The organism is Pseudomonas fluorescens group sp. PF-1, from assembly GCF_054481335.1.
On sequence record NZ_JBTMNG010000002.1, the window covers coordinates 3,177,105 to 3,197,293 of the forward strand.

At 57.6% G+C, this 20,189-nt stretch carries 21 protein-coding genes; 5 read left to right on the forward strand and 16 right to left on the reverse strand.

Annotated features, from left to right (window positions below; all coding sequences use genetic code 11):
* Nucleotides 1-13 precede the first annotated feature (13 nt).
* The 3 genes from nhaB to ACX3YD_RS29470 all read right to left on the reverse strand — a co-directional run bounded on the left by nhaB (nt 14) and on the right by ACX3YD_RS29470 (nt 3,437).
* Nucleotides 14-1,516, reverse strand: coding sequence for a sodium/proton antiporter NhaB (gene nhaB, locus ACX3YD_RS29460; RefSeq protein ID WP_458961734.1), 1,503 nt, complete (start codon nt 1,514-1,516; stop codon nt 14-16).
* A 79-nt stretch (nt 1,517-1,595) separates the two neighbouring features.
* Nucleotides 1,596-2,885 carry a hypothetical protein gene (locus ACX3YD_RS29465; RefSeq protein ID WP_458961735.1) on the reverse strand — a complete coding sequence of 430 codons (1,290 nt, stop codon included), beginning with the start codon at nt 2,883-2,885 and terminating at the stop codon, nt 1,596-1,598.
* Nucleotides 2,886-3,170: 285 nt separating this feature from the next.
* Nucleotides 3,171-3,437, reverse strand: a complete 267-nt coding sequence (locus tag ACX3YD_RS29470; protein WP_458961736.1) for a hypothetical protein — start codon at nt 3,435-3,437, stop codon at nt 3,171-3,173.
* Nucleotides 3,438-3,782: 345 nt separating this feature from the next.
* On the opposite strand from ACX3YD_RS29470, the gene ACX3YD_RS29475 reads away from it, so the two are divergent.
* A complete protein-coding gene (locus ACX3YD_RS29475; protein ID WP_458961737.1) occupies nt 3,783-5,108 on the forward strand; it encodes a sigma-54 dependent transcriptional regulator in 1,326 nt (441 codons plus the stop codon).
* A 94-nt stretch (nt 5,109-5,202) separates the two neighbouring features.
* Here the strand turns inward: ACX3YD_RS29475 and ACX3YD_RS29480 are convergent, their stop codons facing one another.
* From ACX3YD_RS29480 to ACX3YD_RS29520, 9 genes are all read right to left on the reverse strand, one after another.
* Nucleotides 5,203-6,483: a hypothetical protein gene (locus ACX3YD_RS29480; RefSeq protein ID WP_458961738.1), complete on the reverse strand. Its 1,281-nt coding sequence runs from the start codon at nt 6,481-6,483 to the stop codon at nt 5,203-5,205.
* 45 nt (nt 6,484-6,528) lie between these two features.
* Nucleotides 6,529-7,269, reverse strand: coding sequence for a hypothetical protein (locus ACX3YD_RS29485; RefSeq protein ID WP_458961739.1), 741 nt, complete (start codon nt 7,267-7,269; stop codon nt 6,529-6,531).
* Between the two features lie 33 nt (nt 7,270-7,302).
* Nucleotides 7,303-7,983 carry a C39 family peptidase gene (locus ACX3YD_RS29490; RefSeq protein WP_458961740.1) on the reverse strand — a complete coding sequence of 227 codons (681 nt, stop codon included), beginning with the start codon at nt 7,981-7,983 and terminating at the stop codon, nt 7,303-7,305.
* A 62-nt stretch (nt 7,984-8,045) separates the two neighbouring features.
* Nucleotides 8,046-9,359 carry a heme utilization protein gene (locus ACX3YD_RS29495; protein ID WP_458961741.1) on the reverse strand — a complete coding sequence of 438 codons (1,314 nt, stop codon included), beginning with the start codon at nt 9,357-9,359 and terminating at the stop codon, nt 8,046-8,048.
* A gap of 51 nt (nt 9,360-9,410) precedes the next feature.
* Nucleotides 9,411-9,986 carry an adhesin gene (locus tag ACX3YD_RS29500; RefSeq protein WP_130206083.1) on the reverse strand — a complete coding sequence of 192 codons (576 nt, stop codon included), beginning with the start codon at nt 9,984-9,986 and terminating at the stop codon, nt 9,411-9,413.
* 1 nt (nt 9,987) lies between these two features.
* Nucleotides 9,988-10,428 carry a hypothetical protein gene (locus ACX3YD_RS29505; RefSeq protein WP_458961742.1) on the reverse strand — a complete coding sequence of 147 codons (441 nt, stop codon included), beginning with the start codon at nt 10,426-10,428 and terminating at the stop codon, nt 9,988-9,990.
* Between the two features lie 330 nt (nt 10,429-10,758).
* Nucleotides 10,759-11,283: an AAA family ATPase gene (locus ACX3YD_RS29510; protein WP_458962095.1), complete on the reverse strand. Its 525-nt coding sequence runs from the start codon at nt 11,281-11,283 to the stop codon at nt 10,759-10,761.
* Nucleotides 11,280-11,843, reverse strand: a complete 564-nt coding sequence (pnuC, locus tag ACX3YD_RS29515) for a nicotinamide riboside transporter PnuC (protein ID WP_458961743.1) — start codon at nt 11,841-11,843, stop codon at nt 11,280-11,282. The genes ACX3YD_RS29510 and pnuC overlap by 4 nt, the downstream gene beginning before the upstream one ends.
* A gap of 145 nt (nt 11,844-11,988) precedes the next feature.
* Nucleotides 11,989-13,623, reverse strand: coding sequence for a methyl-accepting chemotaxis protein (locus tag ACX3YD_RS29520; RefSeq protein ID WP_458961744.1), 1,635 nt, complete (start codon nt 13,621-13,623; stop codon nt 11,989-11,991).
* A gap of 259 nt (nt 13,624-13,882) precedes the next feature.
* On the opposite strand from ACX3YD_RS29520, the gene ACX3YD_RS29525 reads away from it, so the two are divergent.
* Together ACX3YD_RS29525 and ACX3YD_RS29530 are read left to right on the forward strand one after the other, a co-directional pair.
* The gene (locus tag ACX3YD_RS29525; RefSeq protein WP_090469468.1) at nt 13,883-14,713 is read left to right on the forward strand and encodes an undecaprenyl-diphosphate phosphatase; all 831 of its coding nucleotides are present in this window, start codon (nt 13,883-13,885) and stop codon (nt 14,711-14,713) included.
* Nucleotides 14,710-15,138: a DUF1294 domain-containing protein gene (locus ACX3YD_RS29530; protein ID WP_103405692.1), complete on the forward strand. Its 429-nt coding sequence runs from the start codon at nt 14,710-14,712 to the stop codon at nt 15,136-15,138. Before ACX3YD_RS29525 ends, ACX3YD_RS29530 begins: the two co-directional genes overlap by 4 nt.
* Here ACX3YD_RS29530 and ACX3YD_RS29535 read toward each other — a convergent pair.
* Nucleotides 15,135-15,494, reverse strand: a complete 360-nt coding sequence (locus ACX3YD_RS29535) for an MmcQ/YjbR family DNA-binding protein (protein WP_047528564.1) — start codon at nt 15,492-15,494, stop codon at nt 15,135-15,137. The two genes, ACX3YD_RS29530 and ACX3YD_RS29535, sit on opposite strands and share 4 nt — an antisense overlap.
* On the reverse strand, nt 15,491-16,399 hold the full coding sequence (locus ACX3YD_RS29540) for a LysR substrate-binding domain-containing protein (RefSeq protein WP_458961745.1): 909 nt from the start codon (nt 16,397-16,399) through the stop codon (nt 15,491-15,493). The genes ACX3YD_RS29535 and ACX3YD_RS29540 overlap by 4 nt, the downstream gene beginning before the upstream one ends.
* A gap of 131 nt (nt 16,400-16,530) precedes the next feature.
* Between ACX3YD_RS29540 and ACX3YD_RS29545 the strand changes: the two genes are divergently transcribed.
* Together ACX3YD_RS29545 and ACX3YD_RS29550 are read left to right on the forward strand one after the other, a co-directional pair.
* Nucleotides 16,531-17,142 carry an FMN-dependent NADH-azoreductase gene (locus ACX3YD_RS29545; RefSeq protein ID WP_047528566.1) on the forward strand — a complete coding sequence of 204 codons (612 nt, stop codon included), beginning with the start codon at nt 16,531-16,533 and terminating at the stop codon, nt 17,140-17,142.
* A gap of 169 nt (nt 17,143-17,311) precedes the next feature.
* On the forward strand, nt 17,312-18,349 hold the full coding sequence (locus ACX3YD_RS29550; protein ID WP_458961746.1) for an alpha/beta hydrolase family protein: 1,038 nt from the start codon (nt 17,312-17,314) through the stop codon (nt 18,347-18,349).
* Between the two features lie 27 nt (nt 18,350-18,376).
* On the opposite strand, the gene ACX3YD_RS29555 is transcribed toward ACX3YD_RS29550, so the two are convergent.
* Entirely contained in the window at nt 18,377-18,805 is a 429-nt protein-coding gene (locus ACX3YD_RS29555; protein WP_458961747.1) for a tail fiber domain-containing protein, read from the reverse strand.
* Between the two features lie 162 nt (nt 18,806-18,967).
* Complete coding sequence (locus ACX3YD_RS29560; protein WP_458961748.1) at nt 18,968-20,164, reverse strand: MFS transporter; 1,197 nt, start codon at nt 20,162-20,164, stop codon at nt 18,968-18,970.
* Nucleotides 20,165-20,189: the final 25 nt, after the last annotated feature.

Sequence of the window (20,189 nt, forward strand, 5' to 3'; positions counted from 1 at the left end):
TTTTGGGGCAGTGTTAGAGCCAGAAGCTCACGGCATACCAACCAAGACCACCCATCACTACCGTATAGGGCAGCGCCATCCACACCATCCGTCCATACGACAGGCGAACCAGCGGTGCAATTGCCGACGTCAGCAGGAACAGAAACGCAGCCTGACCATTGGGTGTCGCCACGCTCGGCAAGTTGGTGCCCGTGTTGATCGCGATGGCCAGGGTCTCGAAATGCTCACGGCTCATGTGCCCGGAAAGGAACGCCTGTTTCACTTCGGTGATGTAGATGGTCGCCACGAACACGTTGTCACTGATCGCCGAGAGCAACCCGTTAGCGATGAACAGCATGCCCGGTTGTTGATCGGCAGGCAGCGCCAGCACCCATTGGATCAATGGCGTGAACAGTTGTTGATCGTGAATCACTGCCACCACGGCGAAAAACACCACCAGTAGCGCGGTGAATGGCATCGCATCCTTAAACGCGTTACCGAGACGGTGTTCATCGGTGATGCCGGTGAACGCTGTGATCAGCACGATCACCATCAAACCGATCAAGCCCACTTCCGCCACATGAAAGGCCAGGCCGGCAATCAGGATCAGTGCGGCCGCGCCCTGTACGATGAGGGCTGCACGCTGTTGCGAGGTGCGTTCGGCATTGTCCTCGGCGGCGTAATTGGCCAGCACGGCGCGGACGTTGTCCGGCAGCAAGGTGCCGTAGCCGAACCAGCGCAATTTTTCCAGCAGGACGCAGGTGACCAGACCCGCGACCAGGACAGGGAGTGAAACCGGAGCGACTTTCAGGAAGAACTCGGCAAAATGCCAACCCATTTCATGGCCGATCAGCAGGTTCTGCGGTTCACCCACCAGCGTGCACACGCCACCCAACGCCGTACCGACGGCACCGTGCATCAGCAGGCTGCGCAGAAACGCACGAAACTGGTCGAGATCGCCATGATGAAGGGAAGGCAGGTGCCGATCATCGCTGTACTCGCCGTCCTGGCGGGGATCGGTGCCCGAGGCCACCCGGTGGTACACCGAGTAAAAACCGACGGCAGCACTGATGATGACGGCTGTCACGGTCAGGGCGTCGAGAAAGGCCGACAGGAACGCCGACAAAAAGCAAAACATCAACGACAGCAGCGCCTTGGAGCGGACCCCAAGCAGCAACCGCGAGAACAGAAACAACAGCAGGTCTTTCATGAAGTAGATGCCGGCCACCATGAACATCAGCAGCAGGATCACCGGAAAGTTGTGCACCAGCTCGTCATAGAGCGCTTGTGGCGTGGTCATTTTCAGCAACAACGCTTCGACGAGCAGCAAGCCGCCAGGCATCAGTGGATAACACTTGAGCGCCATGGCCAGGGTGAATATGAATTCCAGCACCAGCAACCAGCCGGCTGCCACCGGACCTGCTGTCCACAGCACCAGGGCATTGAGAATCAGGAAGCCGACAATACAAACCTTGTACCAGCGGGGTGAGTTGCCCAGAAAATTACGGGCGAACGCCTGTGCCATCGAGCCGGACATTGGCTGCTCCTTGTATTAAGAAGCGCGCAACTTGCCGTAAGCGGATGGGAAGATCAAGTGTAGGAAAAAATCCAGTGGGCTAAGCCAGGTAACGGGCGACGATCGCCCGATAGTGGCCGTCCAGGGAATAACCGCCCACGACAATGTTTCCATCACGCTGCACGGCCACCGAGGTGGCGGTGTCCAGGCTGCGACCGAGACGGGTGCGAACCCAACCGTTGCCATCGCCAAAGTCCGGATCGAGCTGGCCGCCAGGCGAGTATCGACCCAGCAGAAAGTCTGCCTCGACGCCACCAATGGTTGCGCCGGCTACCACCACACTGCCGTCCGGTTGCGCCTGTGCGGCGGTCCATTGGCAACCGTTATTGGCGATTTCCAGCAATTGCGGCTGCCCGCCGTTGCAGTGACTGTCCGGGCGGCCATTGATGTGGACTTTCAAGGCCAGGCAGCGCATCGGCTCACGACTGCTGCCGAAACACTGCACGTCGCCATTGTCTTGCTGGACGATCCGGTTGACCTGAGCGCTATGTCCCCGCGCCTCGAAACGCATGAAGCCGTCCACGGCAAAATGGGTGTCGAGACTGCCGTCCGCGCGATAACGGGCCAGCAATCCTTCTCCGGGGAGGTTGATCGACCCGCCCACAAGGATTCGCCCGTCACGCTGAATCTTCAGGCTGCTGAGCCAAGTGTTCATCAGCAAGTGCCTGACGATCACGAACCCGCGGCCATTGAATGTGCTGTCCAGCGATCCGTCGGGGTTCAGTCGAATGAGCAGGCCGGCATGATCGGCCCGTTCGAAGTGATGGTTGGCCATCAGCAGGATCCGACCGTCCGCTTGAACGTCGACATCGCAGGCTTCGGCGCCCGGTACGCCGGGTGGAAGCCAGGCATCACGCATACCATGGGAGAGATTGCCTGGCAGACGCACGATGCAGCGACCATTGTCACCGAAGTCCTGAACGGGACGACCCTGTGGGTCAAACAATGCCAGTGCGGGGAGGGTGAGGTGCGTATTTGCGTAGTGCAGACCGACGACCAGAATGCGCTCATCGGGGAGCACGCGAACCCTGGCAGCCATGGCTTCGAAACCTTGTTGGAACTGCCCGATGACACTGCCTTGATTGCCAAAGGCGAGATCCGCCGAGCCGTCCTCCAGCAGGCGAGCCAGACCGAAGCGACTGCCGCCCGGGGTGCCTACCTTGGCCGCCACCAACAGGCGGTTCTGGGAATCTATTGCGACGTCATGGGCGATGCTTGAAAGACTGCCGGCGAAATAGACCTGGGATTTGCCTTGGGTGGCGAATGCAGGATCCAGTTTGCCTGCATGACTGAGTGTTGAGGGCGAAGCCACAACGGACTGGCTTGACATGCACGCACCTCCTTGCGAGTCGTCCTGATCCGGGAATTGGGTGGCGACTGTATAAGGAGAATATTCAAAACCTGAATGGTTGAATGCACAACTGTCATAACTAACAGATGGAGGGTCGCTGTGTGCCACAACAGTGTCTTTTCGAACCAGTGGCAAGCCTGCAATGTATAAAGGCACACGGAAGTTTGAATAAAGCCATGTCATAAGTTCAGCTGGCAATGATCAGCCAACCTGTTAACGACGGGGAAGGGCGCGGATTACCCCGGAGTAATCCGCAAAAAAATATTAATGCGGCATCGACCACGACTGGAGCTTGTAACCTTCGTGGCTCAACTCGGCACGCGCCTGTTCGAGCAGGCGTTCAAGTTGTGCCGGGTCGGTGTAGGCGCTGCTCGGGATCAGCTTGCGGCCTATACTGTTTTTGGTGCGATCGATAACGGTCAGGCTGAGTTCACCGTTGCCGTCCTGTGGCGCCCAGGCCACGCACTGGAAAGGCTGGAATGCGCGGTCGGCAATCAGAAGAGCTTCGTTGATACGGAGCGGGGCGTTCATTGGATGTTCCCTCGGTATGCCCAATCAAGTGATAGGCCGACGGTTGGGCTGACCCTTCGGCTGGTTACTTGTACTGATGCCCGCAAGGGTGGTTCGGGTCACATGCAATCAAAAGAAATTTCAACTTTCTTTCATATACCCGGTTGGCCCGAGTCATTTTGAACGCTGAATGAAAACCTGGGCTTGTCAGGTATTTTTATCGAAGTCTCTTCTTATAACTAATACCAGGACCGCTCTATAGTCAAACGATACAAGGCTCTGTCAAATTCTTGCTAATGTTACAGTCAGGTTTGCCAAATGACTGTTTTTAATAATTTTTCCTGACTTTGGCGCCAAGGAACAGTCATGAGCGATGCGCCTGCCTTAAGACGTTTACTTGTGGTGGATCCGTGCGACGACTGCCATCAACTATTGCCCGGATTACGCTCCGTGGGTTGGGACGTTGACAGCTGCACGCTGGAAAACGCCACCGACCGAACGTGTGACGTAGGTTTGTTGCGTTTGCAGCCCTGGCATCTCGAGCACCCGGACGCCGTCAAAGAGGTGATCAGCCGCAGCGGTACCGAGTGGATCGCCGTGCTCAACCAGGAAGTGCTTCGACTGCAGAATGTCGGGGATTTCGTCTGCGAGTGGTTTTTCGATTTCCATACCTTGCCTTTTGATGTCTCCAGAGTCCAGGTGACGCTGGGCAGGGCTTTCGGCATGGCCCGTCTTCGCGGGCAGGGCACGGTGCATATCGATCAGCCCGAGCACGAGTTGCTCGGTGACAGCAAGCCAATACGCGAGTTGCGCAAGCTCCTGAGCAAACTGGCGCCAACGGAGTCTCCAGTGTTGATTCGCGGCGAAAGCGGGACAGGTAAAGAGTTGGTCGCCCGCACGCTGCATCGGCAATCGTTGCGCCACAACAAACCCTTTGTCGCGATCAATTGTGGCGCGATTCCCGAGCACCTGATCCAGTCCGAACTGTTCGGTCACGAGAAGGGGGCCTTTACTGGCGCCCATCAACGCAAGGTCGGGCGAATAGAAGCGGCTAATGGCGGTACGCTGTTCCTCGACGAAATCGGTGACCTGCCTCTTGAACTGCAGGCGAACCTGTTGCGCTTCCTCCAGGAGAAGCACATCGAGCGAGTGGGTGGCAGTCAGCCGATTCCCGTGGATGTGCGGGTGTTGGCCGCGACCCACGTCGATCTTGAGGCTGCGATCGAGAAGAAGCGCTTTCGCGAAGATCTGTATTATCGCCTGAACGTCTTGCAGGTCTCGACCGCGCCCCTGCGTGAGCGAAATGGCGATTTGTCGATGCTGGCCAACCACTTTTCCCATTTCTACAGTCATGAAACCGGCCGCCGTCCGCGCAGCTTCAGTGAGGATGCCTTGATAGCCATGGGCAAGCATGACTGGCCGGGCAATGTTCGCGAACTGGCCAACCGGGTACGACGCGGGTTGGTCCTGGCCGAAGGCCGGCAGATCGAGGCGCGAGACCTGGGGCTGATCAGCCATCAAACCGGTTCCGCACCGATGGGCACGCTGGAAGACTACAAACACCGGGCAGAACGTCAGGCGTTGTGTGATGTGCTTAACCGTCATAGCGATAACTTGAGCATCGCCGCCAAGGTATTAGGGATATCCAGGCCGACCTTCTACCGTTTGCTGCACAAGCATCAGATACGTTGAGTAGCGAGGTGTATGGCTGCAGGTCAATGCTCCAATAGCTCGTAGAACCCACGAAAAAGCCCGCTGAAACAGCGGGCTTCTTGTTGTCGCAGCATTAGAAGTAGTAAGGGAATTTCAGGCTGAAGGAAAAATCGGGCGCGTCATCGGTCATCCCGATGGACAGTTGCGGGACGATCGTCAGGTTATCGCTTGCTGCCAGGGTCATGCCGATGTTGAAGTTGGCCGAGTTGTAATCGCTGTTGGTGATGGATTGCCAATCACCCCCGTCCGGCTTGATCTTGCTCTTGCGGGCGAACTGATCGGTGAACGAGAACGACATACTCATCTTCTCGTTCAAGGCGAATGCGATGCCGGCACCGATCTGCCAGGAATCGCCCAGTTTCACATCCCCCTTCACCTTGGAGTCGACCTGAGGGCTGATGTCGTTGAAAGATTCCTGCATGTTGTAGGTATAGGCCAGGCTGCCGAACAGCACGGCAGGGTCGAAGGTCTTGACCAGCGAGATGCCCGGGGTGATCGACCAGACCCCGTTGCCGGTCGGCAAGCTTTCGGGGACCGCCAGGTTATTGTTGCCCGGGACCTCGATCAGCTTGATGCCGTAAGGGTCTTCACCGGTGGGCGCCTTGATGCGCAGTGTGGCGACCGCGTCGGGATAGTTGGCCGACTCATCCAGAAACTTGTAGGCAACCCCTACGTTGACATCGCCGATGGTCGGGTCGCGGGTAACGGTTGCGTCCGACGTCACCGGTGCTGCGCCACCGGCACCACCGGAGGAATACGTCGATTCGCGATAAACCACGGGAACGTTGATGTCGAACTGCCAGCGTTGAGCCACGTTGTAGCGGGCGGTCAGGTCCAGGGTCCAGTTATCCGCCTTGATGCGGTCAATGTTGATGTTGCCGAGAAAAATCGAGTCCAGTGCCAGGAAACCGTTGAGCGTTAACGCGCGGGTATCGTAGTGCGTGTAGGTCAGGCCGGTTTCGACGCTGAACTTGCCGCCTCCGAAGAAGCCGCTGGCTTCGTCATACAGGTTGGAAACGCTTTGCGCAGGCTCCGAGTCATCCTTGAGCGACTGACCGTATGAACTGCCCGTGGCTCCCGACCCAGAGGTGGCCACTGTCTGGCCACCCTTGGTCTTTTCCGCGGGGGATTTGGTCAGGCGCTTGGGTGCCGGTGTCGCCGGTGTTTCTTCGACCTGGCGAACGCGCTGCTCGAGTACCATCAGCGCGTTCTGTTGTGCTTCGTAACGTTGTTTCAGCTCCATGAGTTCTTGTTTTAGTGCTTCGACCTGGGGATCCGGTGCTGCGTACAGCAATGAAGCCGGGGCCAGGCTACTCAAACAAACGATAGCCCTGAACGTTAAAGATCGATGCATGGGTGAGCCGTCCCTTCTGACACGTCTGGTGACACTGAGCGTAGATCAGAATCCGCTGGTGCGTAGTCCTCTGAGCTGGTCTAGATTGCCGCTCAGCGAGCCGGCTGTCGGAACGGTGTCACGCAGCACGACATTGAGCGATGTGATGTTGCGGACCTGGTTGCCGGTGCCGAGCAGCGTCGTGTTCTGCAGCAGCCCGCCCTGGGCCAGGCGTTGTACCGTACTGCCCTGGTTGTTGTTGGCCAGAATGTTGAGTTGTATGCCACTACCGGTCAAGGAAACGCTCATCGAACCCGCATCGTTGGCGCCGGTTAATGTCGAGCCAGCGGCCAATGCCTGGCCCTGCTGTTGTGTGGCTGGTGCCTGATTGGCCTTGGTCACGTTGATATAAACGTTGTTGTAGGCCGTGTTGTAGTCACCGGCAGCACGCGCGACTTGTGTGACACCTTCAGTGCTGTTGAGGCCGCTGCCACCAATGACGATGCCGGTGCCTTGTGATCGCGACGTTCCAGTGCCTTTTTCATCGATCTTCGACACGTAGAACTGTGGCTGGATGGTGGATTGTTGAATCTGCATCGAGGACGTTGCCCCGATCACTTCACCGTTGGCATTTTGCCAGGTGCTGGTCATGGCGATGCCGAAGCTGATGATGCGTCCGGGCATGACAAAGCGGCCGCGCAGGCTCGCCAATTCCTGGTCATTCAGTTCGATGGGTTTGAAAGTCTCTGCATGGGTTGGCAGGCTGGCGGCGAGGCAAGCCACCGCCAGCCAGATTGGAGTCTTCATTGGATACTCCCGGAGCTTCGTGCTCCCTTGTTATTAGAAGAAGTCGCTTTGGATGAATCCGAAATCCATCAACTCGGCGTCTTGCACCGGGTTGAAGGTGTTGATGCGATTCTTGGCGCTCAGTGGCAACGGCGGATCGAGCAACGCATTGGTTTTGTCGTAGCCCTGACCGATGACGGCAAAAATGATGCCGTTCCAGCCTTTGACAAAGTCGTCGACTTTGTAGCGTTTATGACCGAGTACCGGATCCCCGATATAGACCCAGCCGTCATGGACCCTTTGCATGACTACAAAATGTTTGTAGCCACGGATATCCATGAGTACCACCACCGGGATTTTGATTTCACCCAGGGTTTCCGGCGCCACCCGGTAGCCTCGGGCGCGCATGCCGATGCTTTCCACGTAGTGCTTCATGTCGAGCATGGAGAAGCCCTGAACGCGGACAAGATCCTGGTCGGAGTGTGCCAGCATGCCTTCGATGATCTGGTCTTCTGTGACGTCCAGCCAATAGGCTTGGCGCAAAATGGTCGCCAGCGCTGCTGCGCCGCAACTGAAGTCGGTTTTCTGTTGCACCAGGTCGGCAAATTTACGCTCGCGGATGCTCTGGATCGGCTTGAATACCACCGCACCGCCCGGCAGGACGGACAGCGGCATTTGTGCAGCCTCGATCACACTGGTCACGCAAAGCAAAAATGCCAAGGCGATAATGCGCATGGGGGGATGCCCTCTGGTCATATTGAAAAAAGGCCCCCGTAAGGGGGCCTCCAGAGACAGCATTAGAACGACTGGTTGGAGATAGCCAGCGAGTTGCTTTGTTGGTTGCCCACACCAGCAGTCACGTTGACACCCAGGTTGCCGCTGCCGCCATTCACCGAACCACTCAGGGTTGCAGTGTTGGTCACAGGGTTTGCCCAGCCGGTTGGAGTCAGCACTTGATAGGAGTAGGTATTACTCAAATCAAATGAACTGCTTTCGCTGTAGCTCTTCGTTACGTCTTTAGAAGACGCAGACGATTTCTCGCCTGATTTGGCGTACGAGGAGTCATACGCTTTTGTGAACGAGGAGTCGTGCGATTTGGTGTAGGAAGAGTCGGACGAGTTGCTGTTCGACGTATTGAGAGAACCACTGGCCGATGCATCAAGCGATGCGCTCAGCGATGCGTCACCAGACCTGCTGCGAGTGTGATCGGCGCCGCCATTATTCCAGGTGACCGATCTCGAAGCACTCGCCGATGCGTCCAGGTTAGCGTTCAGAGAAGCATCGAAAGAAGCGCTGCTGGTCGCACTGGAATCTGCGCTTCTGGATCCGCTTGCATCAAAGCTTTTGGATCCGCTTGCATTGAAGCTGTTGGAACCGCTCGCAGCCCAGTTGCTGGAAGCGCTCTTGTCAACGCTCAGGCTGGAGTTCTTGTTGAAGGAGGCACTGCCACTGGCTGTTTTGGTAACAGTCACCGTATCCACGCGATAAGTCCGGTCGGCGACGTTATTCACGGTCAGGCCAGGGCTGCTTTGATCAGCCGAGGCAGTGGCGGTAGCGTTGCCCAGTGGGGAGTTAGAGTTGGCGATTGCCATGGTGTTTTTCTGTTGGTTAAGGTCACCACCAGCAACGTTGATACCCATATTGCCGCTGCCGCCGTTACCTGAGCCACTCATCGTTGCAGTGTTCGTGACGCCATAGTTATCAACCCGGTTGTTATTGCCGTATTGAGTGACTTTGGCAGTGGCAGTGGCAGTGCCGAACACGAAGCTGTTATCCAGGCTTGAGTCGGAGGAGGCGTTGGCGATGGCCGCCGCGTTGTCTTGTTGGTTGCCATTGCCGCCTGCCACGTTGACGCCCACGTTGCCGCTGGCACCAGAGGCGGAACTGCTCATCTCGGCAGAGTTTTGAGTCCCTTCGTTATAGATGCGGTTGCCGGTACTGGTCTGCTTGTCGGTTGCACTGGCAGTCGCATTGACAAGGATTTTGGTTGGAGGAGGTGGGGTGTGGCCGTGGTGATGGTCACGCCGATCGTTTTGCCCAGCTTGTACAGCAACAGCCATGACCGCAGCAATTGCGAAAACCAGAGGCTTTAATGCCATCGAAGGTTTCATGGTGATTCTCCGTACTTATTTTAGGTTAAGTGTTGAAACTACCTGTTTGGGTCAATCCGCGACCCGTATGCTGAGGGTGTTAGCCATGCGGTTTCCCACCCCTGCACTCTGATTCAACTGAATTACCCCGCGGCTACCGGTGAAGGCCTGGTCGCTGGTGGCGACCTGGCGAAAGCCTGGTGCAGAGTCAGTTGGATCGGAGTTGTTGAGCAGCGTCACGTTCTGTTGCATGAGGACGCTGTCGTCGATGCTTTGCGGCTGAGCACTGATGCTGATACGCAGTGCGTTGGCTTGCTGGGTATTGGCGCCCGAACTCTGGTTCACGCCCAGTACGCCGTTGCCGTTACTGAAGGAGTTACCCTGGATGCTCGATCGCGCATCCATGGCGGGGTCGACTTGGCCGCGCAACCGTTGGCGAATCTGTACCGTCGCGCTGGCTCCATGGCCAATGGCGATGGCTCGGGCGTTGGCCTGTTGCTGTAGATCGCCAGCCGCCTGGTTGACGGAGAAGTTGCCTTGGTACTGCGCGCCTGAATTATCGATTTCGGCGTTATTGATGACAGGAGGTTGGGCAAAGGCCGATGTACTACTGCAAAGCATGGCGATAATCAGCAGCGTGCGATTCATCTCAACGGTCTCCCGTTATGATTCTCAAAGCGCCCAGGCCTTGCTGGACGTTTGAATTGACCATGTTGGCAATGCCGTTGTTGCCCGAATTTCCCGAACGCCCAGCGGGGACGTTGGAAAGTTGTGTCTGGTTGGTGATATTGCCGCCCATGTTATTGGTGCCTTGGGCGACCAGGCGTGAAATGCCTGCACCACTGGCGACGGTGGCAAAGTCACCGTCGCTCAATTCGCTCGTCTGATTGAGGATCTGTTTCGACGGGTTGGCATTGGCGGTCGTGGGGTTAGGATCGGGAGCCACCGGCGCGCGTGTCGCCATGCGCGGCTGGACGTCACGTTTGATAATGATGATGCCGTTGTCAGCCTGTACAGGCAGGCAAACACTTGAGCCCAATGCACATCCGATCAGCAGGAGGCTAAAAATGTGGTTATCAAGTTTCCCCACGGCGGCAATTCCTTCTGTAAGTGGAGCGCTGGTGTTAATCAGCACTGCGGGGAAGAGAGCAGAAGGTGTGCCGGTTTTTGTTTTTCTTTAAAAAACAGTAAGTTGTAAATATTTGCCGTGGCGGTCAAAAAAATTTGTATCACCGCTGAGACAAAGCCGCGCAAAAACGCCGTCCAGATGGGCGCCATTGCTCGTCAAGGTGGCTTGAGGCAGGTTGTATCAGTGGCTTAACATTTTCTTGCTGCAGCGCTCGGGCCGCTTTAGTTCGAGGGTTTGCGCGGGGGAGGGTGTTTCAGGAATGGACATATGTGACAGGGCAGGGTAGCCCTGTCAGGCCTTGAGCAAGCGTGTCACGGCCTCAAATGCGGCGTCCTTGCGTTGTTGCCAATCACCTTCAAGTACCTGATAACGCTGGTGGTGCTGCTCAAGCCATTGGCGGCTGGCCTGGAAAAACGCCTGGCGTTCTGCCAGTTTCGGCTGGCAGCGTTGTCCATCGTCATGCCAGGCCACGTTTTCAGGGCTCAGCAGTAAATGCATGTCGTAGTGCCGGGTCAGCAGTGCCTGTTCGATCCAGGTCGGGCAAGCGCCAAACAACGTACGACTCCAAAGAATGTTGCTTAAAAGATGCGTATCGAGGATCAGTAGCGACGGTTGTGAGGCACGTGCGACATCCTCCCAGGTCAGCTGGCCATGTGCTATTGATTCAATATCATCGTAGCAGGTTTCCCGGGCTTCGCTTTCGATGAAGTGCCTGACGTACTCATCGACCAATATGCCGCCAAAGTTGGCGTGAACCTCACTCGAAAGCCAGCTTTTTCCGCTGGATTCCGGCCCTGCCAGCACCAGCACCTTCATGGGCACAGCACCGGATCGCTGCGCCATGAGCGCCAGCCTTGAATGGCCAGCAGGGTGAACAGGCCATACAGGGCCGCCGTCACGTACATCCCCTTGTACAGGAACAGACCGACGAAAATACAATCCAGCACGATCCACAGCGGCCAGCACTGCAGGCGCTTTTGCGCCATCCACCATTGCGCCACGAGGCTGAAGGCGGTGAGGAAAGCATCGAGCCAAGGCTGGGCGGCATCGGTCCAGTGCGCCATGGCGGCGCCCAGCAACAGACTGCACGCCGCACCGATGGCCAGTCCCGACGCCACCGCATGTTTGCCTAGCCGGCTGACCTCGCGTCCATGATGCGCATCGCCAGCGCGGGTCCACTGCCACCAGCCATAGAGCTGCAATGCGGCGTAAATCACTTGCAGCAGCATGTCCGAATACAGCTTCACCTCGAAAAAGATCCAGCTATAGACAAGCACCATGACCAGACCGATCGGCCAGCACCAGGGGTTCTGTTTGACCGTCAACCATACGGCAATGACACCGAGGGCGGCGGCAAACAGTTCAAGCCCGGACATGGAGTTTCCTTGGGGGAAGTCGAAGAGGGGGCGGATTGTAACTGAAGATCAATCGATCGCAGCCTTTGGCGGCGCCTCACAGGGTGACGATTACCCTGCAGGCGCTGCCAGAGGCACGGATCGCGTTCGGACGATCTTTTTCGAATTAAACCCGGAACTGCCTGAGCAAACCGTTCAATTGCTCGCTCAATTCCTTCAGTCTCAGGCTCGCCTTGCTGGATTGTTCAGCCGCCAGCGCGGTGCTGTGGGACAACCCGGCGGCTTGGGTGACGTTCTGGTTGATGTCTTCGACCACATGGGCCTGTTGCAGGGTGGCGCTGGCGATGGACGCATTCAGGCCGTTGAGGTTGCGCAACGCCTGACCAATGGCATTCAGACTTGTACCGGCCAGACCCGCCTGTTCGATGGTCAGCTGCGATGCCCGGCTGCTGTCGCCAATCACCTTGACCGCTGCCTCGGAATGACTTTGCAGTTGTTCGATCATCGACTGGATTTCCGCCGTGGACTTCTGGGTCCGCTGGGCCAAAAGGCGAACCTCGTCGGCTACCACCGCGAAACCCCGACCTTGTTCGCCAGCCCTTGCTGCCTCGATGGCGGCATTGAGCGCCAGCAGGTTGGTCTGATCGGCAATCGAGCGGATCACTTCCAGCACGCTGCCAATCTGGGTGCTTTCGGTGGCCAGGGTGCGGATCACGTCCACGGCCTGATTGATGGTGCACGACAGCGTGTCGATCTGCTGCAGGCTGCCATCAATGTTGACCTGGCCTTGTTGGGCCTGAGCTTCGGCATCGCGCATTTCGCTGGCGGCATGTTCGGCATTCTTTGCCACATCCTGCACGCCGGAAGTCACTTCATTGATCGCCGTGGCCACCCGTTCCATCTGCTGCGACTGTTGCTGGCTGCGTTGCTGGGCCTGGGTCGCGTCGTTGCCCAATTCGCTGGACGATTGGCCTAGCGCACTGGCGCAGACCTGCAGTTCACCGATGACCTGGCGCAATTTGGCGGTAAAGGCATTGAAGTGCCGGGCCAATTGTGTGACTTCATCCTGGCCGTGGGTGTCGAGGCTGCGGGTCAAATCGCTTTCACCACTGGCGATGTTGGCCATCGCGTGGACGGTTTCCTGAAGCGGGCGAACGATGCTACGGGCGATGAGGATCACCAGTGCCGCCATGATCAGCGCGATTGCAAAGCCAATGACCGAGGCTTTCCAAAACTGACCATAGAATTCGGCTTGCATGTCATCGATGTACACGCCCGAGCCGATCATCCAGCCCCAGGGCTCAAAGAGTTTGACGTAGGAGGTTTTTCCCACGGGTTCGCTGGCACCCGGTTTTGGCCAGCGGTAATTGATGATCCCGGCGCCCTTGCTCTTGGCCACCGTGACCATCTCATTGAATATCGCAACACCGTCGGGGTCGCGGATCGCCGAGAGATTCTGGCCGTCCAGTTTGGGGTTGGCCGGGTGCATGATCATCACCGGCGTCAGATCGTTGATCCAGAAGTAATCGTTCTGGTCGTAACGCAGTCCGCGAACGGCTGTCAGCGCCTGTTTCTGCGCGGCTTCGCGGGTGAGCGTGCCGGCGGTTTCAAGGTCGTGATAGTAAGTGAGGATGCCACTGGCGGTTTGCACCACATGCTGGGTTTTCTGTGCCTTGGCGACATACAAGTCATCGTGAATCTGCTTGAGCATCAAGACACCCAAGGCCAGCAGCATTATGACGGCCACGACCAGGATGAGCCACAAGCGCCGGCTGATCGACATATTGCGCAAGCTGTTCATAACGTGGTGCTCCGTTTTCTTGTTCTTGTAATGAATGATCGCCAGCATTCGGCCAGGCCCGATAACGCGAAAGCACTTATCGGACTTGTCTGATAGGATTTCGGCCCCGCACGGGAAAACCTGAATCCAAATGTTTCACGGATTTTTCATGGCCAGGTGTGGAGCCTGAAAGCGTGCGAATTCAACTACGCTGATCGCGATAAATGTTTTTAAAAATACTAACGGGGCATGCAACGGTGCATAGCCTTTTGGGGGATGAATGGATCTTTGGACTGCCTTTCAGGCTTTGATTCTTGGCGTTGTAGAAGGGCTGACAGAGTTTTTGCCCATTTCCAGTACCGGGCACCAGATTATCGTGGCCGACTTGCTCGACTTCGGTGGCGAGCGGGCCATGGCATTCAACATCATCATCCAGCTCGGGGCGATCCTGGCGGTGGTGTGGGAGTTCCGCCGCAAGATTTTCGATGTGGTCATCGGTTTGCCGACCCAGCCCAGTGCGCGACGCTTTACCGCGAACCTGTTGATCGCCTTCCTGCCCGCCGTGGTTCTGGGAGTGATTTTTGCTGACCTGATCCACCACTACCTGTTCAACCCGATCACCGTGGCGACGGCCCTGGTGGTGGGTGGCATCATCATGCTGTGGGCTGAACAGCGTCAGCATGAAGTGCATGCCGATACTGTGGACGAGATCACTTGGAAAGACGCACTCAAAGTCGGGTTCGCCCAGTGCCTGGCGATGATTCCGGGTACTTCGCGTTCCGGCTCGACGATCATCGGCGGCCTGTTGTTTGGTCTGTCGCGTAAAACCGCCACCGAGTTCTCGTTCTTCCTGGCCATGCCGACGATGGTGGGTGCGGCCGTGTACTCGGGCTACAAGTACCACAAGCTGTTCGTGGCGGCTGATTTTCCGGTATTTGCCCTTGGCTTCGTGACTGCATTCATTTTCGCGATGATTGCCGTGCGCGGGTTGCTCAAGTTCATCGCCAGCCACAGCTACGCGGCGTTCGCCTGGTACCGCATTGCCTTCGGCCTGCTGATTCTGGCCACGTGGCAGTTTGGCTGGATAGACTGGACCGCGGCCAAACCATGAGTGATTCCAGCGCGCGCTATCGTTCCGCAGGCAAGTCCGGGGGACATATCCAGCATCTACGCCTCAAGCTGCTGGTGTTCGCAACCCTGTGCGCGCTGCCGTTGTTCGGGTCGATGTCGTTGTGGTTGCGTGGGGTGTCGCTGATTCCCCTCGCGGTCTACGGCATCGTCAGCCTGCTGACGTTTTTGCTGTACTGGAGCGATAAGCGCAAGGCCCGTGTCGATCAATGGCGAACACCGGAAAACGTGCTGCATGCACTGGAGTTCGCGGGTGGCTGGCCGGGGGCGTTGCTGGCGCAACAAGTGTTTCGGCACAAGACGCGCAAGGTCTCGTTTCAACTGGTGTTCTGGCTCATCGTGATGCTGCACCAAGTGTTCTGGATCGACAGGCTGTTTCTCGGTGCAAACCTGTTGGCACTGTTCTAAAGCAATAACCCGACCTGCGTTCGTTTGGGCAGTTTGCTCACCACCAGTTGATGAGAGCGTTGCAACAAGCCTTGCAGCTCTTCGGCACCCAGTGGGTAGGGCGTGTTCATGATGATCCACTGGGCCCGCGCCAGATAAGGCGCCGGATGAATGCCCGGACGGTCGCAATGACCGAGGAACAAATCCTTGTCGACCTTGAACGCCAGGGATTCGCCGCGCAGGTTCTGCAGCGCGAACATCTTGTTTCCGGCAACCGAAAACACCCGTACGCCTCCCCATTTATAGTCTTCCCGCGCACCGGGCAGCGCCAGGCAGAATGTCGCGACGTCCACTTCGCTCATGCGTCCAGCCTTCATATCAAACGGTCCCCGCAGGCATTGAATGTTTCGATCAAATGGTCGAGCCAGGCACGCACGGCCGGCATCACCCCGCGTCGATGAGGGTAGACCGCTTGCAGCCAGCCACCGGGCAGCGACCATTCAGGCAACAGCTGCACCAGCGAACCGTTGGCCAGTTCTTGCTCGCAATACATCATCGGTAGCGTGGTAAACCCCTGCCCGGCGAGGGCGCAGGTCTTGCGTACGATGAAGTCGTCGACGCCCAGGCGCGCTTCCATTGCCAGATCGTGGCTTTTGCCCTGGCGATCGACCAGGCGGATGTGCACCAGCCGATCCGGTTCGAGGGCACCGAGCACTGGCAGGTCTTTCAAATTATCGGGGCGGTTGATCTCACGCCCCAGCAGGAATGTGGGGCTGGCCACCAGGAGCATCTGTGCCTGGCGCAAGCGGCGGGTCACCAACAGCGGATCTTCATCGCCCGGTTCACGCACGCGCAGCGCGACATCCACGCCTTCGGTGACCAGATCGACGCGGCGATTGACCAGCACGACCTCAAGTTGCACCTGGGGGAATTTCTCCAGAAAGTTGCTGATGACTGCCGGCAGAATCTCGTGGGCCAGGCCGACCGGGGAGGACACCCGCAAACGTCCCCGGGGTTCGCTGGACATGCTGGCCACGGCTTCATCAGCCATTTCGGCTTCCAGCAGCATGGCCTGACAGTGTCGCAGGTAGCGTTCGCCCACGGCGGTCAGTTTCAGCTGGCGAGTGGTTCGTTGCAGCAGGCGCGCGCCCAGGCGTTCTTCCAGTTCGGCGATACGCCGCGACAACCGCGACTTGGGAATGCCCAGCAAACGCCCGGCCGCCGCGAAGCCGCCGGATTCCACCACCTTGGCGAAATAATAAAGGTCATTGAGGTCTTGCATGGCTGATGACTCGATCGTTCTACCAGTGAGACAAACTATCGCATTGTTGCGGTCTAATCACCTATTGGTTTCATCTGTAGGATTGTTTCCATCAGATCGCCCTTGTAGCGATCCTCACCTGGAGATCCCACATGAAACTGCTGCATATCGATTCGAGCATTCTTGGTGACAACTCGGCTTCCCGTCAGCTGAGCAGTGAAGTCGTGAAAGCCTGGCAAGTCGCCGAACCATCCGCTGTGGTGACTTACCGCGACCTGGCGGCCGATGCAATCAGCCATTTTTCGTCGACCACCCTGGTGGCTGCCGGCACCGCCGCTGAATTGCGCAACGCCGCACAGCAGCACGAAGCCGAACTCAGCGCTTCGACACTGGCCGAATTCCTCGCCGCCGATGCCGTGGTGATTGCAGCCCCAATGTACAACTTCACTGTTCCGACCCAACTGAAGGCCTGGATCGATCGCATCGCCGTTGCCGGTCAGACTTTCCGCTACACCGAAGCCGGTCCCGAGGGGCTGTGCGGTGGCAAGAAAGTGGTGATCGTTTCGACTTCCGGCGGGCTGCATGCCGGCCAGGCAACCGGCGTTGCCCACGAAGACTACTTGAAAGTGTTGTTCGGTTTCATCGGCATCACTGACATCGAATTCGTGCGTGCCCATGGCCTGGCCTATGGTGACGATGTCCGTAACAAAGCCATGAGCGACGCTCACGAGCAGATCAGCGAGCAGTTGTTCGCCGCCGCGTAAGGCTTGCATAAAGACTTCAAGCCGGTTGGGCAAACCCTCAAAAAACTCTGTATTCTGAATGCGCAAGTATCAGATACGGAGTTTTTTGTTTCTGTCCATTTCGTTTTGTGGCCCAAGTTATGCAGTCGAGGGTTTATGTCTTTAATCCGGTAACAAGGTGGGGCATCCCATGGTGCGTCTTTGTGCAACTTTACTGATTTGCCTGCTCAGCAGCTTGAATACAGTGCACGCCGCCCCTGCGCCGCATCCTCATTGGAGCGTCGGCTACCACGAGATGAAGTTTCTCGACCCGCTGGACTTGCAACCGATGCGTGCCATCGCCTTCTACCCATCGAGCGAAAAGGAACATTCCAGCCGACTTGAGGGTTACACCGTCGAGGCGGGTGAGGACACGAAAGTCGCCATCGGCCGATTCCCCATGCTGATGCTGTCCCACGGCAACACCGGAACCCCGCTGGCCCTGCATGACCTCGCCACCTCGCTGGCGCGCAAGGGTTTTGTGGTGGTGGCGGTGATTCACCCCGGCGACAACTCCAAGGATCACAGTCGTCTCGGCACCTTGAGCAATCTGTACGGGCGGCCGATCCAGATTTCCGAAGCCATCACTGCGACCCTGGGCGACCGCATGCTGTCGCCGTTCGTCAATGCTGATCAGGTGGGCGTCATCGGTTACTCGGCCGGAGGCGAGACGGCATTGATTCTGTCCGGTGCGACTCCGGACCTGGACCGCCTGCGCCGTTACTGCCAGGAGCGTCCGGATGACCGTGACGCCTGCAACACCCGGGGGGAATTGATCGTCGACCGCGATGACCTGCAACCGGTGGCCGATCCACGCGTCCACGCGCTAATGCTGATGGCGCCGCTGAGCTTGAAGTTCGGTCGCCACACGCTGGCCGATGTGCACGTGCCCGTGCTGCTTTACAGCGGAGACGGCGACAATCTGGTGCCCATCGACAAAAACGCGGTGGCGTTGGCGCGCAAGCTGCCAGTCGCGCCGGACTTCAAGTTGCTGGCCGGGGCAGGGCACTTTGTATTCATGGCACCGTGCAACGACGAGCAGATCGTCATCATGCCGGCGCTGTGTACTGATGCCGATGGCGTTGACCGCGAAGACATTCACCGCAACATGATCTCCGAAGCCGGACGCTTCTTCTCTCGCACGCTGGGCAAGGCGACGCGGGCCGGGATGCAGACTGCCGATCAGTGAGGGAGATCGGCAGTTGTTTATCGTTAGTTACTTATCAGCTAAAGCAGTTTCCAGTGTAACTACCCTTGCATTAAGTTCGCGTACGGACTCGATGAGAGGTGCCACCAGTTTTTGGTAATCAACTTGCAAGTGGCCTCGATCAGTGCGCACTAACTGGGGATAAACTTTCTGTACATCTTGGGCAATCAGGCCGACATCGGCCTGGTCGTTTTGCTTCCAGTTGAACGTTACACCATTGAGTTTCAGGAGGTTTTCCATGGGATTTTGCAGACGTTGAACGTTGCTTTTCAGTCGTTCATCACTGAATGGGCAGCACTCATCTCCAATATCGTCGCCGATGTCCCAGCATTGACCGTTATGGCAGATTTGCTGCGGTGTGGAGCTTTGCGCATGGGCCGTGCCGTGGAGGCAAAACAGCAATGCAGGCGCGAGCAGGCTTAAAGGCAATATACGCATATTAATTAATCTCCATTTATCGATTGTTATGTAAGAGCCACGATAAGCATCTGTGAAAGTTGACGCTTCAAACAATGCTGGCTCTTTGCATCAATCGATGCGGAATGTTGCGTTGGAATCCTTCTGTAATGCTTTAATCTATTGCCTTGTCCGTGTCAGCGTTCAACGGGTTTGACGCGCACTTTGGCGTGACAGGAGCAGCGTCAGGCAAAGGCCGGTGACTGACAACAACGCAGCTGCGAAGAATATCCACGTATAACCCAAGTTCAACGCCACCGCCCCCATCAAGGGGCCGGCAATCGCCAGCGCCAGATCGAAAAACACCGCATAGGCACTCAAGCCGGCACCACGACTGGAGTTGGGCACCTGCTTGATCGCCTCGACGCCAAGCGCCGGGTACACCAACGACAGACCGAAGCCGGTCAGGCCGGCACCGATCAAGGCATAGCCGGTCAAGGGCGCGAACCACAGCAACATCAGGCCGACGGTTTCAATGCTCATGCAGGCGATGGCCGAGGTGAATCCACCGAAACGGCTGATGCTGGAGATGAACAGCAGGCGCGCCAGAATGAAGCACACGCCGAAGACGGTGAGGCAATAAGCGGCGCCGGTCCAGCCACGGTTGAGGTAATACAAGGTGATGAAAGTGGTCAGGGTGCCGTAGCCAATGGAGGCCAGGCACAGGCTCGCACCGAACGGCGCAATGCGCCCGAACACCGCCCAGAAGGGCAACCGCTCGCCCCGGATCACAGGCACCGACGGCTTGTTACGAATCAGCAGCAGTGCTGCCAGGGCCAGCACAGACAGGGCGATGCCCAGGCTGACGAAGCCCAGTTGATCGACCATCACCACGCCCAGTGGCGCGCCGATGGCAATCGCGCCATAAGAAGCGATGCCGTTCCAGGAGATCGAACGCGCGGTGTGTTCGGCCCCTACCTGACCCATGCACCAACTGATGGTGCCGACTCCGATCAAGCCTTGGGCAATCCCAAGCAGCAAGCGGCCGGCGATCAGGATCAACAAGCTTAATAAAGGAACGCTTTGCAGCAAGGTCGACAGCCACGTCAGCACGCCGCTCAACACAATCCCGGACAACCCGTAAATGATCGCCCGCTTGGTGCCGACATTGTCGGACATGCGTCCCGCCATGGGGCGACTGAGCAGGGTAGCGAGATATTGCGAACCGATGGTCAGCCCTGCGACAACGGCACTGAACCCCAGTTGTTCATGGACATAGCCGGGCAGCACCGCAATCGGCAGGCCGATGCAAAGAAAGGCAATAAAGGTATAGAAGACGATGGAGACGATCTGCAGGGTGATCGCCATGGAGCTTTGCGGTGGCTGTTGCTGCGCAGACATGAGAGCTCGTTCGCGGGCGGCGGTG

Excerpts from the sequence above, each read along its gene's own strand:
- nhaB (WP_458961734.1), bottom strand. The coding sequence starts at position 1,516 with ATGTCCGGCTCGATGGCACAGGCGTTCGCCCGTAATTTTCTGGGCAAC.
- ACX3YD_RS29465 (WP_458961735.1), bottom strand. The coding sequence starts at position 2,885 with ATGTCAAGCCAGTCCGTTGTGGCTTCGCCCTCAACACTCAGTCATGCA.
- ACX3YD_RS29470 (WP_458961736.1), bottom strand. The coding sequence starts at position 3,437 with ATGAACGCCCCGCTCCGTATCAACGAAGCTCTTCTGATTGCCGACCGC.
- ACX3YD_RS29475 (WP_458961737.1), top strand. The coding sequence starts at position 3,783 with ATGAGCGATGCGCCTGCCTTAAGACGTTTACTTGTGGTGGATCCGTGC.
- ACX3YD_RS29480 (WP_458961738.1), bottom strand. The coding sequence starts at position 6,483 with ATGCATCGATCTTTAACGTTCAGGGCTATCGTTTGTTTGAGTAGCCTG.
- ACX3YD_RS29485 (WP_458961739.1), bottom strand. The coding sequence starts at position 7,269 with ATGAAGACTCCAATCTGGCTGGCGGTGGCTTGCCTCGCCGCCAGCCTG.
- ACX3YD_RS29490 (WP_458961740.1), bottom strand. The coding sequence starts at position 7,983 with ATGCGCATTATCGCCTTGGCATTTTTGCTTTGCGTGACCAGTGTGATC.
- ACX3YD_RS29495 (WP_458961741.1), bottom strand. The coding sequence starts at position 9,359 with ATGAAACCTTCGATGGCATTAAAGCCTCTGGTTTTCGCAATTGCTGCG.
- ACX3YD_RS29500 (WP_130206083.1), bottom strand. The coding sequence starts at position 9,986 with ATGAATCGCACGCTGCTGATTATCGCCATGCTTTGCAGTAGTACATCG.
- ACX3YD_RS29510 (WP_458962095.1), bottom strand. The coding sequence starts at position 11,283 with ATGAAGGTGCTGGTGCTGGCAGGGCCGGAATCCAGCGGAAAAAGCTGG.
- pnuC (WP_458961743.1), bottom strand. The coding sequence starts at position 11,843 with ATGTCCGGGCTTGAACTGTTTGCCGCCGCCCTCGGTGTCATTGCCGTA.
- ACX3YD_RS29520 (WP_458961744.1), bottom strand. The coding sequence starts at position 13,623 with ATGAACAGCTTGCGCAATATGTCGATCAGCCGGCGCTTGTGGCTCATC.
- ACX3YD_RS29525 (WP_090469468.1), top strand. The coding sequence starts at position 13,883 with ATGGATCTTTGGACTGCCTTTCAGGCTTTGATTCTTGGCGTTGTAGAA.
- ACX3YD_RS29530 (WP_103405692.1), top strand. The coding sequence starts at position 14,710 with ATGAGTGATTCCAGCGCGCGCTATCGTTCCGCAGGCAAGTCCGGGGGA.
- ACX3YD_RS29535 (WP_047528564.1), bottom strand. The coding sequence starts at position 15,494 with ATGAAGGCTGGACGCATGAGCGAAGTGGACGTCGCGACATTCTGCCTG.
- ACX3YD_RS29540 (WP_458961745.1), bottom strand. The coding sequence starts at position 16,399 with ATGCAAGACCTCAATGACCTTTATTATTTCGCCAAGGTGGTGGAATCC.
- ACX3YD_RS29545 (WP_047528566.1), top strand. The coding sequence starts at position 16,531 with ATGAAACTGCTGCATATCGATTCGAGCATTCTTGGTGACAACTCGGCT.
- ACX3YD_RS29550 (WP_458961746.1), top strand. The coding sequence starts at position 17,312 with ATGGTGCGTCTTTGTGCAACTTTACTGATTTGCCTGCTCAGCAGCTTG.
- ACX3YD_RS29555 (WP_458961747.1), bottom strand. The coding sequence starts at position 18,805 with ATGCGTATATTGCCTTTAAGCCTGCTCGCGCCTGCATTGCTGTTTTGC.
- ACX3YD_RS29560 (WP_458961748.1), bottom strand. The coding sequence starts at position 20,164 with ATGTCTGCGCAGCAACAGCCACCGCAAAGCTCCATGGCGATCACCCTG.